General features: G+C 42.1%; 18 protein-coding genes. 7 read left to right on the top strand and 11 right to left on the bottom strand.

Annotation, left to right across the window (positions count from 1 at the left end; all coding sequences use genetic code 11):
- Positions 1–29 precede the first annotated feature (29 nt).
- Together B9T34_RS05125 and B9T34_RS05120 are read left to right on the top strand one after the other, a co-directional pair.
- Positions 30–1,643 (top strand): GMC family oxidoreductase, encoded by a 1,614-nt coding sequence (locus tag B9T34_RS05125; protein ID WP_086212097.1) that lies wholly within the window; start codon positions 30–32, stop codon positions 1,641–1,643.
- Positions 1,644–1,718: 75 nt separating this feature from the next.
- On the top strand, positions 1,719–3,146 hold the full coding sequence (locus B9T34_RS05120) for a coniferyl aldehyde dehydrogenase (protein WP_086212096.1): 1,428 nt from the start codon (positions 1,719–1,721) through the stop codon (positions 3,144–3,146).
- A gap of 99 nt (positions 3,147–3,245) precedes the next feature.
- Here B9T34_RS05120 and trmB read toward each other — a convergent pair whose 3' ends face one another.
- The 3 genes from trmB to B9T34_RS05105 all read right to left on the bottom strand — a co-directional run bounded on the left by trmB (position 3,246) and on the right by B9T34_RS05105 (position 7,720).
- Entirely contained in the window at positions 3,246–3,962 is a 717-nt protein-coding gene (trmB, locus tag B9T34_RS05115) for a tRNA (guanosine(46)-N7)-methyltransferase TrmB (RefSeq protein ID WP_086212095.1), read from the bottom strand.
- A gap of 174 nt (positions 3,963–4,136) precedes the next feature.
- Positions 4,137–6,071, bottom strand: a complete 1,935-nt coding sequence (locus B9T34_RS05110; RefSeq protein WP_086212094.1) for an ATP-binding protein — start codon at positions 6,069–6,071, stop codon at positions 4,137–4,139.
- 206 nt (positions 6,072–6,277) lie between these two features.
- Entirely contained in the window at positions 6,278–7,720 is a 1,443-nt protein-coding gene (locus B9T34_RS05105; RefSeq protein ID WP_086212430.1) for a SulP family inorganic anion transporter, read from the bottom strand.
- Positions 7,721–7,929: 209 nt separating this feature from the next.
- Here B9T34_RS05105 and B9T34_RS05100 point away from each other — a divergent pair, with 209 nt between their 5' ends.
- The 3 genes from B9T34_RS05100 to B9T34_RS05090 all read left to right on the top strand — a co-directional run bounded on the left by B9T34_RS05100 (position 7,930) and on the right by B9T34_RS05090 (position 9,626).
- A complete protein-coding gene (locus tag B9T34_RS05100) occupies positions 7,930–8,541 on the top strand; it encodes a glutathione binding-like protein (protein WP_086212093.1) in 612 nt (203 codons plus the stop codon).
- Positions 8,542–8,707: 166 nt separating this feature from the next.
- Entirely contained in the window at positions 8,708–9,289 is a 582-nt protein-coding gene (locus B9T34_RS05095) for an NAD(P)H-dependent oxidoreductase (protein ID WP_086212092.1), read from the top strand.
- Between the two features lie 22 nt (positions 9,290–9,311).
- Complete coding sequence (locus tag B9T34_RS05090; RefSeq protein WP_086212091.1) at positions 9,312–9,626, top strand: putative quinol monooxygenase; 315 nt, start codon at positions 9,312–9,314, stop codon at positions 9,624–9,626.
- 92 nt (positions 9,627–9,718) lie between these two features.
- Here the strand turns inward: B9T34_RS05090 and B9T34_RS05085 are convergent, their stop codons facing one another.
- From B9T34_RS05085 to B9T34_RS05055, 8 genes are all read right to left on the bottom strand, one after another.
- A complete protein-coding gene (locus B9T34_RS05085; protein ID WP_416202702.1) occupies positions 9,719–10,324 on the bottom strand; it encodes a hypothetical protein in 606 nt (201 codons plus the stop codon).
- Positions 10,272–10,394: a hypothetical protein gene (locus B9T34_RS19205; RefSeq protein WP_416202701.1), complete on the bottom strand. Its 123-nt coding sequence runs from the start codon at positions 10,392–10,394 to the stop codon at positions 10,272–10,274. The genes B9T34_RS05085 and B9T34_RS19205 overlap by 53 nt, the downstream gene beginning before the upstream one ends.
- A gap of 191 nt (positions 10,395–10,585) precedes the next feature.
- Complete coding sequence (locus B9T34_RS05080) at positions 10,586–11,368, bottom strand: thiazole synthase (protein ID WP_086212090.1); 783 nt, start codon at positions 11,366–11,368, stop codon at positions 10,586–10,588.
- A 12-nt stretch (positions 11,369–11,380) separates the two neighbouring features.
- A complete protein-coding gene (gene thiS / locus B9T34_RS05075) occupies positions 11,381–11,578 on the bottom strand; it encodes a sulfur carrier protein ThiS (protein WP_086212089.1) in 198 nt (65 codons plus the stop codon).
- A gap of 16 nt (positions 11,579–11,594) precedes the next feature.
- Complete coding sequence (locus B9T34_RS05070; RefSeq protein WP_086212088.1) at positions 11,595–11,960, bottom strand: DUF423 domain-containing protein; 366 nt, start codon at positions 11,958–11,960, stop codon at positions 11,595–11,597.
- Between the two features lie 206 nt (positions 11,961–12,166).
- Positions 12,167–12,685 carry a hypothetical protein gene (locus tag B9T34_RS05065; protein WP_086212087.1) on the bottom strand — a complete coding sequence of 173 codons (519 nt, stop codon included), beginning with the start codon at positions 12,683–12,685 and terminating at the stop codon, positions 12,167–12,169.
- Positions 12,686–12,802: 117 nt separating this feature from the next.
- Entirely contained in the window at positions 12,803–13,672 is an 870-nt protein-coding gene (gene rpoH, locus B9T34_RS05060) for an RNA polymerase sigma factor RpoH (protein ID WP_086212086.1), read from the bottom strand.
- 141 nt (positions 13,673–13,813) lie between these two features.
- Positions 13,814–14,047, bottom strand: a complete 234-nt coding sequence (locus B9T34_RS05055) for a sulfurtransferase TusA family protein (RefSeq protein ID WP_086212085.1) — start codon at positions 14,045–14,047, stop codon at positions 13,814–13,816.
- Positions 14,048–14,432: 385 nt separating this feature from the next.
- On the opposite strand from B9T34_RS05055, the gene B9T34_RS05050 reads away from it, so the two are divergent.
- Both B9T34_RS05050 and rhlB read left to right on the top strand, forming a co-directional pair.
- Positions 14,433–14,645, top strand: coding sequence for a cold-shock protein (locus tag B9T34_RS05050; protein WP_004648643.1), 213 nt, complete (start codon positions 14,433–14,435; stop codon positions 14,643–14,645).
- Positions 14,646–14,743: 98 nt separating this feature from the next.
- Entirely contained in the window at positions 14,744–15,895 is a 1,152-nt protein-coding gene (gene rhlB / locus B9T34_RS05045; protein WP_086212084.1) for an ATP-dependent RNA helicase RhlB, read from the top strand.
- The last annotated feature ends 49 nt before the right edge of the window (positions 15,896–15,944 follow it).

Genomic DNA, 15,944 nt, shown 5'->3' with positions numbered 1-15,944 from the left:
ATAAAATAAAAAGTCCAAAGGAAAATAAAATGCAAAAGGAATTTGATTACATCATTATCGGCGGCGGCAGCGCGGGCAGTGTTTTGGCGAGCCGTTTAACAGAAGATCCGAATATAACCGTCTGCTTGCTTGAAGCAGGTGGTCAGGGTGATAGCTGGACAGTCAATATTCCTGCTGCTTGTGTGGTGAGCTTACCCACAAAAATCAATAATTGGGCTTTTGAAACTGTGCCACAAAAAGGTTTAAACGGCCGTAAAGGCTATCAGCCACGCGGCAAATGCCTTGGCGGTTCTTCTGCAATTAATGCCATGATTTATATTCGCGGGCACCGTTCGGATTATGATCATTGGGCAGCGCAGGGCAATACAGGCTGGTCTTATGACGAAGTACTGCCGTATTTTATTAAATCTGAAAATAATGAGCGGATTCATAATGAATATCATGGCAATGCAGGTCCGCTGTCTGTCAGTGATGTACGCAGCGATAACCCTATTCATCAGCGCTATATCGACGCAGCGAAAGCGCAAGGCTATAAGGTCCTCGATGACTTTAACGGGGCAGAGCAGGAAGGTCTGGGCGTCTATCAGGTAACGCATATTAATGGCGAGCGCTGCAGTGTCGCCCGCGGTTATTTGTTTCCGCATTTGAACCGGCCAAATTTAACGGTATGGACCAATGCTTTAACCCATAAAATTCTAATTGAAAATAAAACGGCAATTGGTGCTGAAGTGCATCATGCAGGGCAGTTAAAGCAGCTGAAAGCCCGTAAAGAAGTGCTGCTTTGCGCAGGAGCAATTCAATCGCCGCAAATTTTGATGCTTTCAGGTGTGGGTGATCAGGCCGAATTGGCTGAACATGCTATTGAAGTGAAGCAGCATTTGCCGGGTGTAGGCAAAAACTTCCATGATCATCCAGACTTCATTTTTGGCTATACCGTCAAAGATACTGTGAACACCTTTGGCCTTTCTGTATCAGGCTCTTTGGGCATGATAAAACAGATCAAGCGTTTCCGTTCCGAGCGACGCGGTATGATGACTTCAAACTTTGCAGAATGCGGCGGATTTTTAAAAAGCGATCCAGCATTGGATATTCCAAATCTGCAGCTGCATTTTGTAATGGCTTTGGTGGATGATCATGCGCGTAAATTTCATGCCAGCCATGGCTTATCTTGCCATGTTTGTCTATTGAATCCGCGCAGTCGTGGCAGTATGCAGCTGAGCGGGAACAAGATTTCAGATCCTTTGAAGATTGATCCTAATTTTTTAGGCGATGATCGCGATTTAGAAGATTTGGTCAAAGGCTATAAGCTGACGCATCAGCTGATGCAGTCCCCCTCACTTTCAGAACTGTATAAGCAGGACTTGTTTACTGCAGATGTGAAGACAGAGGATGACATCCGCAATATTCTAAGAGCACGTATAGATACGGTTTATCACCCAGTAGGCAGCTGCAAAATGGGGGTAGACGATATGGCGGTGGTCGATCCTGAACTGCGCGTTTATGGCATAGACCGTTTGCGTGTGATAGATGCATCCATTATGCCTTCAGTCGTAAATGGCAATACCAACGCGCCGGTGGTGATGATTGCAGAAAAAGCGGTCGATATGATTCGTCAAAGCCAAACTTATCAGCAAGTGGCTTGAATAGATAAAGATTTGGACTGAAAAAACATTCAGTTTCATCTATTTTTCATAGATCAAAGAATTAAAGGAAAATGTATGGTGATGGAGCAGCTAGAGATGCAGACAGGGGGCAGCGATGCTTTGACGCAGATTTTTGCACGGCAGAAATCCGCTTTTCAGGCGCAGAGTTACCCGAGTTATGAGCAGCGCAAACAGCATTTGCAGGTACTGTACCAGATGCTGATCGATCATCAAGAAGATATAGCCGCCGCGATTAGCCGCGACTTTTCAAACCGAAGCCAAGATGAAACTCGGCTATTTGAAATTATGACCAGCTTAAATGGCATTAAGCACAGCTTGAAGCATTTAAAAAAATGGATGAAGCCAAGTACACGGGATGTGGGTATTCTGTTTCAGCCAGCAAAGGGCTATGTGCTGTATCAGCCTGTAGGTGTGGTAGGTATCATCGCGCCGTGGAATTATCCGCTGTTTTTGGCCGTTGGACCATTGGCGCAAGCGCTCGCTGCTGGCAACCGCGTGATGATAAAAATGAGTGAGTTCACACCAGAATTTTCTGCATTGTTTCAAAAGCTGATTGCCAGTAAATTTGAAGAAAGTCATGTCAATGTCATTACAGGCGATGCACAAGTGGCGCAACAATTTACCAAATTGGCATTTGATCACTTGTTATTTACAGGCGCGACAGCCATTGCGCCGCACGTACTGCATGCAGCCGCGGACAATTTAACCCCTGTAACTTTGGAGCTGGGCGGTAAATCTCCGACTATTGTGGCGAAAGATGCAGATCTAAAAGAAAGCGCGCGCCGCATTGCTTTTGGTAAAACGATGAATGCAGGCCAGACCTGTGTTGCACCAGATTATGTATTGGTCCACCGCAGTCAGCAGGATGCTTTCATCCAAGCGTATTTTGAAGCGCTGAAGCAGTTTTATCCCAACAGCATAGACAATAATCCTGACTACACGGCCATTGTGAATCAGCGGCAATTTGAGCGGTTGCAGCATTATTTGACAGATGCTGAGTCTAAAGGCGCACAGTTGATTCAAGAACATGCTGCGACAGAAGACCGCCGTATGCCGCATGCAGTGGTGACAGATGTTCATGATGATATGGCGCTCATGCAAAATGAAATCTTTGGGCCGATTATGCCGCTGGTCTGTTATGACCAAATCGAGGATGCAATTGCCTACATTAATGCCAGAGAGCGTCCATTGGCCTTATATTATTTTGGCTATAACAAAGCGGAGCAGCAAAAAGTGCTGCAGGAAACCCACAGCGGCGGGGTGTGCCTGAATGAAACCTTAATGACGGCAGGGATGGAAGATATGCCTTTTGGCGGCATTGGCGCTTCAGGTATGGGGCACTATCATGGGCATGAAGGTTTTAAAACTTTTAGTCACGCCAAATCGGTTTTTGTACGGCCAAAATTCAGTTTAATGCGGCTGATTTATCCGCCTTATGGCACGTCTATACAGCAGTTTATTTACCGATTATTTATTCGTTAATGTTTTCATTAGATTTGATTCATCTCAAACACAGTTAATAAACGGTGTTAAAAAAAGCGCTCAACGTTGAGCGCTTTTTTTTAAGAACTATAACTTTGATTAATTAATTTTCTTAAAGAGGAAATCGTTAATCTTGTGACCAGCTTCCAAGCCGCGGCGTTCAAATTTAGTTTGCGGACGCCATTCAGGGCGCGGGTAGCTATTGCCTTTACCAGCCACGTTTTCAAGATTTGGACGGTTATCTAGAACGTCCAGCATCCATTCTGCATACGGTTCCCAGTCAGTCGCAGCGTGGAATGTACCGCCCATTTCCAATTTCTGTTCAACCAGTGGCATACGGTCATGAGAGACAAAACGGCGTTTGAAGTGGCGTTTTTTCTGCCAAGGATCTGGGAAATATAACTGAACTGCATTGATGCTGTTGTCTGGCATTTCACGCAATACTTGAATAGCGTCTGCATCTAAAACGCGTAAGTTTTTCAGTTCAGACATGCCCGCTTCAAATACACATTGCGCAATACCTGGTACATGGACTTCAATACCCACATAGTTGCGTTCAGGATTGGCTTTCGCCATTAATACCAATGAACGGCCCATGCCAAAACCGATTTCTACAGTCAGCGGGCGTTCAGGGTGTTCGAAATGCTGACGCAAATCACCGACAGGATATTCCAAAATTAAGTGACCATATTGTTCAAGCGCAGTACGTTGAGAGGTGTTCAGCGGTGCTGAGCGGCGCATAAACGTTACGATTTCTCGCTGTTCGCTTAAGTTGTCCAGCTCTACGACTTGCTGGTCTAATTGATCGTTCGACATAACTTTGGCAAATCTAAAAAATTCAGAATGCGGTATTTTAAGTCTTGAGCTGAACAAGTCAAATCTTTTGCCCTGAATTTCTGCATAAATCAGTTCAGAGCAAACTTTAGTTTTGAGTATGTTGCTGTGAACTGCGCATTGTTATTTATATGATTTAAAATACACATTGAGCGGTTAGGCAGAAGCTTCTTGGGTATTTGCTGTTGCTGGTAGTGTGACTCGAATCAGTGTGCGGTTTATTAGAGATTCAACCTGAAATTGGCCGCCTAAGCGTTCTATGCGCGCGCGCATGCTTTGCAGTCCGACATGCAGGCCAGATTCGACTGTGCTCGGGTCAAAACCCACACCATTGTCCTGAATTTCTAAAATCAGCTCAGCAGCTTCATTTTCTTGTAATCTGACGCAGACATGTGTCGCTTGGCTGTGTTTGAGAATGTTGGTCAAGGCTTCTTCAGCAACTCGGGTGAGTGTGATGCAATGCAAAGCATTGGGCTGATAATGCCATGCTTGCGCAAAGTGCCATTCAGAACGAATTTCAATTTCTTCAAACAGCTGCACAAAGCGGTGGCGTATAGGCGCCGCCCATTCAATAGGGGTGTCTGGCGCTTTGGAGGATAGGCTTGATCCAGAATCAATCACTTGTCGTAAATCACTGCGCAGCATTTTCAAAATAGACATCACTTGGTTTTTTTCTACTTTTTCATTGTGTTCCAGTGTCAAAATAGAACGTACAATCGAGCCGCCTAAGCCGTCATGCAAATCATGTGATAAATGAATGCGCTCTTGCAGTAATGCATTTTCCAGTGCAAGCTGATGCTGCTGCCCTAGTGACTGGGTAAGGTTCTGCTCAGCTTTATGCACTTGTTCAGTCAACGTTTTGTTAAAGCGTTTGATTTGCCATGTGTATCGAGCAAGACGCATTGCCAGCACGCCGCCTAAAGCCATAGTCGTGAGCGGCCCAGTATATGGCGACCATGCATGTCCTTCCATGGTCATCATAAAATGCGCATCATGAATCGAGATGGGCAGATAAATAAAGTACAGCGAGGCCAGCATATAGGTTTCTGGCATCTTTGCTTTATACGCCAAATAGGGGTAAGTGATGCATTTGACAACAAATAGCAAGACAAAAAAGCTAAAAGAAATTTGAATAATTTGATTTAAATACTGTTCTGGCGCAAAGGTAGTGCACAGCGCTGCTACTGCTGCAATGACAAGCAGAGCTTTCTGGATGCGTGGAAAAGGGTGATGTGCAAAGTACCAAGCGCCTATACAGCCAAAAACTGCATAAAAATAGAAGATAATATTTTGCAGGCGGTCCAGCTGTAGGGTGCTTAGCCATGGAATTGGGTCAGTATAAATAATGATGGTGCTGTACAGTACCCATGCTATTCCAGTGATTGCCAGCCATAAAAATGCTTTTTCATCGCGGATAGCAATCCATGCAAGAAAAAAGAACACCGCAATCACGAAATTGATCATGGTATTGAGTTCAACTAAGGTTCTTTTTTCCAGCATCCACATTTTGAATTCTGCGTTGACATCTTCATAGCTGCCAACCTTTAATTTACCTATACCAGACTTTTGGGTCAGTGAGCCGTAGACTTGAATCCAGATGGTATTATTCCCTTGATTTAAGCTGGAGGCAGGGATATTCCACATGTGGGGCAAGTGCTGGCTGCGGGATGAGTATTCTGATGAAATGAAGTCCTGCCAGAGTAAATCATTATTGATATATACTCGGCCGCTTTGAGTGATGCCTTCAATAGCCAGTACGAGAGGCTGTTTGATCGCCTGCTCAGGACACCGATATTGGATGTTCACTTTATACCAAGCTATTCCATCAAAATCTGGCCAGCGTTTATTCCATTGATCTGGCAGTTTATTTACAGTTGACCAGCCTTCTATTGGCCGCTGCATCGGGTTATTCGCATGGCCTTTGGCAATTTCAATGCGCTGTATATTGGATTTGCATTGTGTATTGCTTGTACTTGGCGCATCTGAGGCGTGACTAGGCATTGCCGCGAGATAGGCTAGGCAGATGAGAATCGAAAAGGCAATAGACAGCCATTTTCGTTCAAAAGCAGTGTTTGAAACTCCCCGAAACATATTGAATCCCTGTGTGTCTGTTTTTAATTATTTTTTTAGACGAGTATGAAATAAAAAGTTCTGTATTTGGATTGTACTATAACTTAATGAATAAAAAATAAATTCTCAGATTTAAAGTCATTTGGATTAAAAAGAAAGAAAAGCAGACTCAAAGAATCTGCTGGAGATAAACGCTATTTCAAAAATTATAAAAAATTATTTGATGCTTATGTATTGATCCGATCAATTAAGGTGCTGCTGGCGTCATTTAATCCAATAATATTGACTTGAATACCTTGAGACTCAAATTTTTGCACCACAGTATTGAGCATATTTACAGAAGTAATGTCCCACACATGCGCATGCGTTAAATCGATATGCACTCGTTGTACAGTTTCTTTAAAGTCAAAAAATTGATAGAATTTTTCTGAACTGCTAAAGAAAATTTGACCATAGATGGTGTATGAGCGGACGTCATTATGCAATTCAGATTCCACTTTTACGGCACTTTCTAATTTATTGATGATGAATAGCGCTGAAAGCAGAACGCCAATAAATACGCCTAATGCCAAATTGTGCGTTGCCAGAACGACGATCACTACAGCAATCATCACGGTATTAAAAGATGCGGTATGTTTATTAAATTGTTTGATGGAACCCCATTGAAAAGTGGTAAAGGACACCATCACCATGATAGCGACCAATGCTGACATAGGCACATAAGCCAGCCAATCTTTAAAAAAAACCACCAAGCAGAGCAGAAATACACCTGCTACTAAGGTAGATAAGCGTGTGCGCGCGCCAGAAGAGACGTTGATAATTGACTGACCAATCATGGCGCAGCCCGCCATACCGCCCATAAAGCCGCTTACGATATTCGCATAGCCTTGTCCTCGGCACTCTTGATGGCGGTCGCCTTCAGTACCTGTGACTTCATTAATCACGGTTGTAGTCATCATGGTTTCTAGCAAGCCGACTGTGGCTAAAGTGATGGCATAAGGGAAAATAATCTGTAAAGTTTCAAAGTTCAGCGGAATTTCAGGTATCAGAAAAATAGGCAGTGTGTCTGGAAATTGCCCTAAGTCACTCACGGTACGCATGTCTGCGCCTAAGAACAAAGCCAGCAGGCTAAGCACGATGATACAAATCAGCGGAGAGGGAATGGTTTTGCCAATTTTTGGAAGATAAGGAAACAGGTAAATAATGGCTAAGCCCAGTGCCATGAATAAATAGCCTAAGCTATCCATTTTGCCTATTTCTGGCAGCTGCGCTGCGAAGATCAAAATCGCTAAGGCGTTTAAAAACCCATAGACCACCGCTTGAGAAACAAAACGCATCAGTTTGGCAACTTTGAAATAGCCTGCGAGCACCTGTATCACACCTGTTAGCACCGTAGCCGCGAGCAGGTACTGCAAGCCATGCTCTTTGACCAGCGTGATCATCAGCAGGGCCATGGCGCCAGTTGCTGCAGAAATCATCGCTGGACGGCCGCCAAAGAAGGCAATGGTGACTGCAATACAAAATGATGCATACAAGCCGACTTGCGGATCAACACCTGCAATGGCGGAAAAGGCGATTGATTCTGGGATCAAAGCTAAACCTACCACTAATCCAGCCAGCACATCGGTACGGATATTGGAAAACCACTCTTCTTTTTTTAGAAACACAATTTTTTCATCAAAATTAAACTGCGCGTATGTTAAATCATCGGTATGCAAAAATGCATCGCAGATTTACTTGAAAAAAGCTGTAATTTAGACAATATTCAAAGAGTAGATGTTTTTTCATTTACGCTTTTTTGCAATTTACAGGTATGGTCACTTGAAAGTTTGTTAGAAGCGATTTAAAACAGTTAATAGTTCAATAACAAGGATCAGATATGAAGCTTTATTATTCTCCGGGCGCTTGCTCGCTGGCATCGCATATTATTTTAAATGAAATTAACGTAGATTTTGATTTGGTTCGCGTTGACCTAAAAACTCATAAAACAGAAAAAGGCGTAGATTATTATGAAATTAATCCAAAAGGTTATGTGCCTGCATTAGAGATTAATCCTGGTCTGATCCTGACCGAAAACGTAGCCATTTTACCATTTCTTGCACAGCATGATCCAAAACAAGATTTAATCCCGCCGTCAGGCCTAGGCCGTGCAAAAGTTTTAGAATGGCTAGGTTATTTAAATTCTGAGCTGCATGATGCTTATGCAGTATTTTTTGGTGCGCCTTTGAATGATGAAGCAAAGGCAAAGGGCTATGCGGAAGTTGACCGCCTGCTGAGCTATATTGATAACGCGATCGGTGAATCAGACAATGACTATTTGGTAGATGATAACTTTGGCCCAGCCGATGCATATTTATTTGTGCTGACCAACTGGTCTAAAGCAATTGGTCATGATTTAACTCCATATGCAAATATCAATGCGCTGCGCAAAAAAGTCGCAGAACGCCAGTCAGTGCAGATTGCAATGCGTGATGAAGGTTTGATCGCTTAAACGCATGAACTAAAATTCAGTAGATATGAAGAAACGCCCTTGGGCGTTTTTTTATGCGCTGAGTTTATTCATGATTTTTAATCAATAATGTTTTGCTGATTATGGAATTTTTCAGAATAAAATTTCCCCTTATAGTGCTTTCAGAAATTAATTTGAAGGCTTTGAAATGACTAATATCCTAATTGTGAATGGCGCTAAAACCTTTGCCCATTCGAATGGTGAGTTAAATGACACACTGACTGATTTGGCGGAAACTGTTTTATCTGACTTGGGGCATCAAGTTAAAATGATCCGTGCAGATTCAAATTACGATGCAAAAAATGAAGTTCAGAATTTTCTTTGGGCTGATACAGTAATTTATCAAATGCCAGGATGGTGGATGGGAGCACCGTGGACAGTAAAAAAATACATAGATGATGTCTTTACTGAAGGGCATGGCAGTTTATATGCCAATGATGGCCGTTCACGTTCCGATGCCTCTAAAAAATATGGTTCTGGCGGGCTGATTCATGACAAAAAATACATGCTGTCTTTAACATGGAATGCACCAATGAATGCTTTTACAGAATCAGACCAATTTTTCCATGGAGCAGGTGTCGATGGAGTGTATTTACCTTTTCATAAAGCCAATCAATTTTTAGGCATGCAGCCGTTGCCGACTTTTATAGTAAATGATGTGATCAAAGCGCCTGAAGTTGAACGCTATACAAAGCAGTATCGTGAACATTTAACGCAGCTTTTTGCATGAATCGCATATAAGGAATTTAAAAATGATAACGGTCATTGCAGAAATTACATGTGCTTCAGAACAGGATTTTAAATCTGTGCTGGAATCATTCAAAAAAATTCGACCTGATGTGCTGCAAGAAACTGGCTGCCATGCCTATGATATTCATGTTGACCAACTGCATATAGAAAGCGCCATGCAAAGCAAAGTTCCTTTTTCAATTTTGATGTATGAAAAATGGCAAAACCTGCAGGACTTGGAGGTGCATATGAACAGTACCAGTATGCAAGCGCATAGGCAGGCGATAGATGGCATACATACTGATGTAAAAGTACGTATCTTGGAGCAAATTCTGTAATAGAAGTTCAACATTGAACGGCTAGAACAATTGTCCAATGAATTAAATAGTTCAGTATTAAGAAAGGCAGGTACTGAGCTATTTATCTGCGGTTATTCAAACTCGATATGCTCATTGAATTTAATCTGTTCTAAGTTAATCGAATATTTATTTTTCAATTTTGACCATTCTACTTTTTCAGGCAAAGTGCTCTCGGCAAACTCATTTGCTCCTGATGTCTTTTTCACTTTTCCAGTTAAGAAATTGATGCTCCGTTCAGTAATGTCACCTGAAGCTCGATGGAAGTCGTCGCTGTCAAAACCAATCAATTTAAACTTTTGGTTTTGATACCTAAAAGTATAGCTGGTATTGGTGACATACCATGATCCACAGCTTAGCCAGTAATGAAAGCTGATTTTAAGTAAACCCTTTTGGATGCTTAAAGTTTCACCTTCGCCCATAGGGTCTTCAAGACAGGGGGATTCGACATCGCCTTCAGTTGGCAGGCTGCTATTGCTGGAAGCTAGCTGGTAGCCTTTGGATTTTTTTAACAGGACCAGTAATTGCCTTGGGTTTGTATTCAGTTGATTGCTGCCTAAGTTTTCATTTGCGACAATATTTTTAGGGTCAGTGCTTTCAATAATCAGTGCAAGGTCTGTTAAGCCGTCAGCATTTAAGTCTCCTTGTACTTTTTCTAAAATCTTCCATTTGGCTGGAATAAAAGACTGAACATCTGCAGAATTTGGCGGCGCGGACCAAACCATTTGGCTTGGAAACGTGAGATTGAATAAAACAGCCGCTGCCGTACTCAGATGGAAAAAATGCTGTTTGAAAGACATGACCGATGCCGTATTAAAATTATTATTCATCTCAAGAGCATAGCAAATTATGTATAAAAGTAGATCTCGAAAAAAGAAAAATACACGATTGAAACGTAAAAAGGATTCCGAAGAATCCTTTTGCTGAATATTTCCAGCTGATTATTTAAAGAAATAGCCTGTTTCAGGAGAGCTGGAATTTGCCATGCGTTTACGTGGCATACGGCCTGCAAGAAAAGCTTCACGTCCAGCTTCAACTGCTTTTTTCATCGCAGATGCCATTAAAATAGGGTTTTGCGCGGCTGCAATCGCCGTATTCATCAATACACCGTCACAGCCCAATTCCATGGCAATGGCTGCATCACTGGCAGTGCCTACACCGGCATCGACCAGTACAGGAACTTTGGCGTTTTCTTTAATAATAGACAGGGTATGCGGGTTTAAAATACCCAAACCAGAACCAATTAAACTGCCTAAAGGCATAATTGCTACACAGCCCATGCTTTCCAGTTCTTGCGCCACAATTGGGTCATCTGAAGTATAAACCATCACTTCAAAGCCATCGTCAATTAATGTGCGTGCAGCTTTGAGTGTTTCAGTGACATTCGGGTAAAGCGTCTTTTCATCGCCTAAAACTTCTAATTTCACTAAATTATGGCCGTCTAATAATTCACGCGCCAGCATGCAGGTGCGTACAGCGCTATTCGAATCGAAACAACCTGCTGTATTGGGCAAAAGGGTGTATTTTTCTGGCGGAACCACAGAAAGCAAATTGGGCTGATCAGGATGCTGTCCAATGTTTACACGGCGGATGGCGACAGTGACAATCTCTGCGCCGCTGGCTTGAAGGGCTAAATCTGTTTCATGCAAATCTTTATATTTGCCAGTACCCACCAAAAGACGTGAGTTGAATGTGCGTGAACCGATTTTAATAGTATCTTCCATGGGAACTCCAGCTTAGCCGCCGCCAACGGCATGAATGATTTCAATGCGATCTGCATCGCAAATGGCAGTTTGCTCTAATTTGCTTTTCGGAATGATCATTTCATTCTTTTCAACTGCAAAGCGTTTGCCTTCCAGTGCAAGTTCTTGAATAAGTTCGAATAGATTTTGGCAAGACGTTTGCTGCTGCTCGCCGTTCAGGTAAATATGCATAAAAATCTCGAGGGGTTTATTTTGCGTATTTAAAAGCGTTCCATGCCAAGATGAGCCAGCCTAATATCATCAGTGCGCCGCCAATGGGTGTAATAGCGCCCAAGATGCGCGGCAGGCCTAAAGCCATGATGTAGAGGGAACCGCAGAAAAATAAAATTCCGGTCTGAATGAGCCAAAAACTGACTTTGATTGGAAGTTGAGGAATGATCTTGCTGATGATGGCTAAGGCCAGCAGGCCGAGTGCATGATAGAAAAAATAATCGGTTGCTGTTTGCCACCATGCCAGCTGTTCAGCTGTGGCAATTTTTTTTAAACCATGTGCGCCAAATGCGCCAAGCATGACGGCTAGAGCGAGGTTAATAGCAGAAATTCCAATCCACATACATCAGATGCCCTTGGTAAAATTTGCGCTCCACCTTAGCATATTTAAGGTAGAGCGTTAAGCTTGAAAGGGATAAATTAATTGAAAAATCAAGATGGCATTGCATGGCGATTGTTTATGAATGCGCAGAGTCAGTTCAGCATATGCAAGTATTTTAAGAAAGCATTTGAGTTTGCCAGATCATATGTGTACAAGTTCGCCATTGTTTAGCGGTCAGAAATATAAACAACTACTGAAGCGCCGTTGTAATCCATTGTGCCATTCGCGTTAATTTGAATACTTTGAGTAAGATCAGCTGTTTTCCAGCCATTACCTAAGGTTAAGCTGTTGACTGCACGAACCAGTGTGCCGCCCATAGAAAATGCACTGTGAAATACACCGTTATGGCTAATGGTATTTTGCGGATTATGAAATCCAATAACTTTACCTGCTGGTATAGCTGATACGCCGTCCCAAACTTTGTACTGGGTGTAAAAATAGTCAATCCATTCTTTACTAGAGTTTTGCTGTAAGGCGTTTTTATCTAAATCCGTAATATAGGGTGTTTTTAAGAAATGCATAAATGCTGCGACATCATGGCAATTGCATTTGCCTAAATCTGTGGAAATGCTGACCAGATTGCTAATATTTTTTATCAGCATGTTGTAGAGAGGCAGTCGAATAGAGTGGGGCTCACTGAAGATTTTTTCTAAGAGTTCAGAATTTTGCTGATAAATTACGGTCATAGTCCACCTTTTTGTTTTTATTGAATAAATTTTATAATTTTGGGGCACTATAATGAAAGGCTTAAAGTTTGACAATAAAAAAAGCGCCGAAGCGCTTTTTTAAGATAAATGGTTTTATTAGTTAGAAGACATAGCAACTTTAATTTTTTCCATTGCATTTTTTTCAAGCTGGCGGATACGTTCTGCAGAAACGTTATATTCGGCTGCCAATTCGTGCAAAGTTGATTTTTCATCGTCCAGCCAACGGCGCTGCAAAATATTTCGCGAACGGTCATCGAGCTGATCCATTGCATCATGCAGGGCAGAAGTGCTTTGCTCTTCGTAGTCTTCATTTTCTACCAGACGAGCAGGGTCATAGCGGTTATCTTCTAAATACAATGCAGGAGCAACATGCGTTGAGCCTTCATCGTCATCATCACCTTGCGCTTCAAAGGCTGCATCATACGCAGTTAAGCGGCCTTCCATTTCAAGCACTTGTTCGGCGGTTACGTTCAAATCTTCTGCAATGGACTGCGCTTCAGCCAAAGTCAGTTTTTTTGATGATTTTTTCAGACTGCGTAAGTTAAAAAAGAGTTTACGCTGTGCTTTTGTAGTCGCAATTTTTACAATACGCCAGTTGCGAATCACATATTCATGAATTTCAGCTTTAATCCAGTGTACGGCAAAGGATACTAAACGTACGCCCATATTCGGGTCAAAGCGTTTCACGGCTTTCATTAAGCCTAAATTGCCTTCTTGAATTAAATCGCCTTGCGGCAGGCCATAACCCGCATAACTGCGTGCAATATGCACAACAAAACGCAAATGGGACATGACGAGCATTTTTGCAGCATCTAAGTCCTGTTCGTAATAATAGCGTTCCGCCAGCTCTTTTTCTTGTTCGGCTGTCAAAATAGGAATCTGGTTAACGGTACTGATGTATGCACCAAGATTCACCCCCGGTGCCGACAATGACAGGGGCATCAATTGATTGCTGCTGTCACTCATGTGTTCTCCTTGAGAGTAAAAGGGTTTAACCTACTAATTAAGATTTATCTTAATCCAATATTTACCTGAATTATGGAAAATTGGGTAGAGAAATGTAAACTTTTATATGATTGTGAAGGCTTTTAGTTTAACTGAAAATATTTAAGATTCAATTAAGTAGTGATATTCATAATCTGAAATTTTGTGCGGGCGGCAGTCTAAATCATGCAGTTGACAATAACGTGAAACGTCTTGCTGACTGTGTGGATCTGACGACTTCAGCAAAAAAACTTTACCAGCATTATTCTTCAATGCTTTTTTCAGCATGAGCAGAGGCATGGGGCAGGGTTTGCCCATCGCATCAACAATAATGGCCGTTAAAGAATTTTCAGTCATAACAAAAGGTATTCGCAGTTTTTCAGCAGAATTGAAATGTTAGCAAATTGAATGCCAAATCCCAAATCAAATGCAGAATATTTTCGCTTTCATGCTTCTTAGAAATAAACTGTAAGCTTGTGAAAAAATAATATGAGATAAAATCACATTTGACGAAAAAAGTTCTATTAATTATGGATTACCCATGTTAAGCTCGATGCGAATTTAGGATTTCAGATAGGCAAATGTTGCTTATCGCCCTATTTCAAATGGATGTAACCGGGATTTTGTTAATAGTTTTACAGAATGATTACAAGCTTAGAAATAATAACATTTTTAACTTTGTTTGCTCTGCTGTTTGCAACACCGGGTTGTCCTTTTTATGCTTTACAATGAGGATTAACTTATGACAGCACGTGAACAAGGCGTTGTTAAATGGTTCAACGACACTAAAGGTTTCGGCTTTATTCAACGCAACGGCGGCGACGATGTATTCGTTCACTTCCGCGCTATCCAAGGTGACGGCCACCGTTCACTTCGTGACGGCCAACGCGTTGAATTCAGCGTAGTAAAAGGTCAAAAAGGCTTCCAAGCTGAAGAAGTTCAGCCGTTAGACTAATCGTCTAATAAGTCTTAAAAACGCTCCAATGTAAATTGGGGCGTTTTTTGTTTATAATGATCCAAGTTTTGTGATTACCTACCTTAGAGCACATTTATATGTCATCTGGTTTTGAAACCTTAAATTTACATCCGCAATTGAAACAAGCAATTGATGCTTTGGGTTTCAAAGAAATGACGCCAATCCAGCAAAAAGTATTGCAATTTACTTTGGCTGGGCATGATGCCATTGGCCGTGCACAGACGGGGACAGGGAAGACTGCTGCCTTCTTAGTCAGTGTAATTAATGATTTGCTGCATAACCCAATTCAGACTGAGCGTTTCCGCGGTGAGCCGCGTGCATTGATTTTGGCGCCTACACGCGAACTTGCGCTGCAAATTGAAAGCGATGCAAAAGAATTGACAAAATTTACTGACCTGCATGTAGTGACTTTGCTGGGCGGCGTCGATTTTGATAAACAAAAGGGTCAGTTAGCAAAGAATTTTGTTGATATTATTGTGGCGACACCAGGCCGATTGATTGATTTAGTCGAGCAAAAAGAAGTTTGGCTGGATCAAATTGAATTTTTGGTGATTGATGAGGCTGACCGTCTTTTGGACATGGGCTTTATCCCTTCAGTAAAGCGTATTGTACGTTTTTCACCGCGAAAAGAGCAGCGTCAAACCTTAATGTTCTCTGCAACCTTTAGTTATGATGTATTGAATTTGGCTCAGCAATGGCTGTTTGAACCTGTCACAGTTGAAATTGAACCAGAAAAGAAAACTAATGCAGATGTAGAGCAGCGCGTTTACATGGTTGCAAAATCTGATAAATACAAACTGCTGCAAGAAATCTTGCGCGATGAGCCGATTGAAAAAGTCATGATTTTTGCTAACCGCCGCGATCAAGTGCGCAAGCTCTATGATCATTTGAAGCGGGATGATTATAAAGTCGTCATGCTGTCAGGTGAGATTGCGCAGGATAAACGCCTGAAAATGCTGGATCAGTTTAAAAACGGTAAGCACAACATTATGATTGCAACAGATGTTGCTGGCCGCGGCATCCATGTAGATGGTGTTTCGCATGTAGTGAACTTTACTTTGCCAGAACAGTCTGATGATTATGTGCATCGTATTGGCCGTACTGGCCGTGCGGGTTCGCGCGGTGTAAGTATTAGTTTCCTGTCAGAAGATGATGCGTTTTATCTTCCAGAAATTGAGAAAGCAATTGGTCAAAAACTGCCATTAACCCGTTTAGAGGGTTATTGCTAATTTTGCTGAAATAAAAAAACCGCTCATTGAGCGGTTTTTTTATCGATGA

The organism is Acinetobacter sp. ANC 3813, assembly GCF_002135435.1.
GTDB lineage: Bacteria > Pseudomonadota > Gammaproteobacteria > Pseudomonadales > Moraxellaceae > Acinetobacter.
This window is presented reverse-complemented; position numbering and strand designations above follow the sequence as displayed.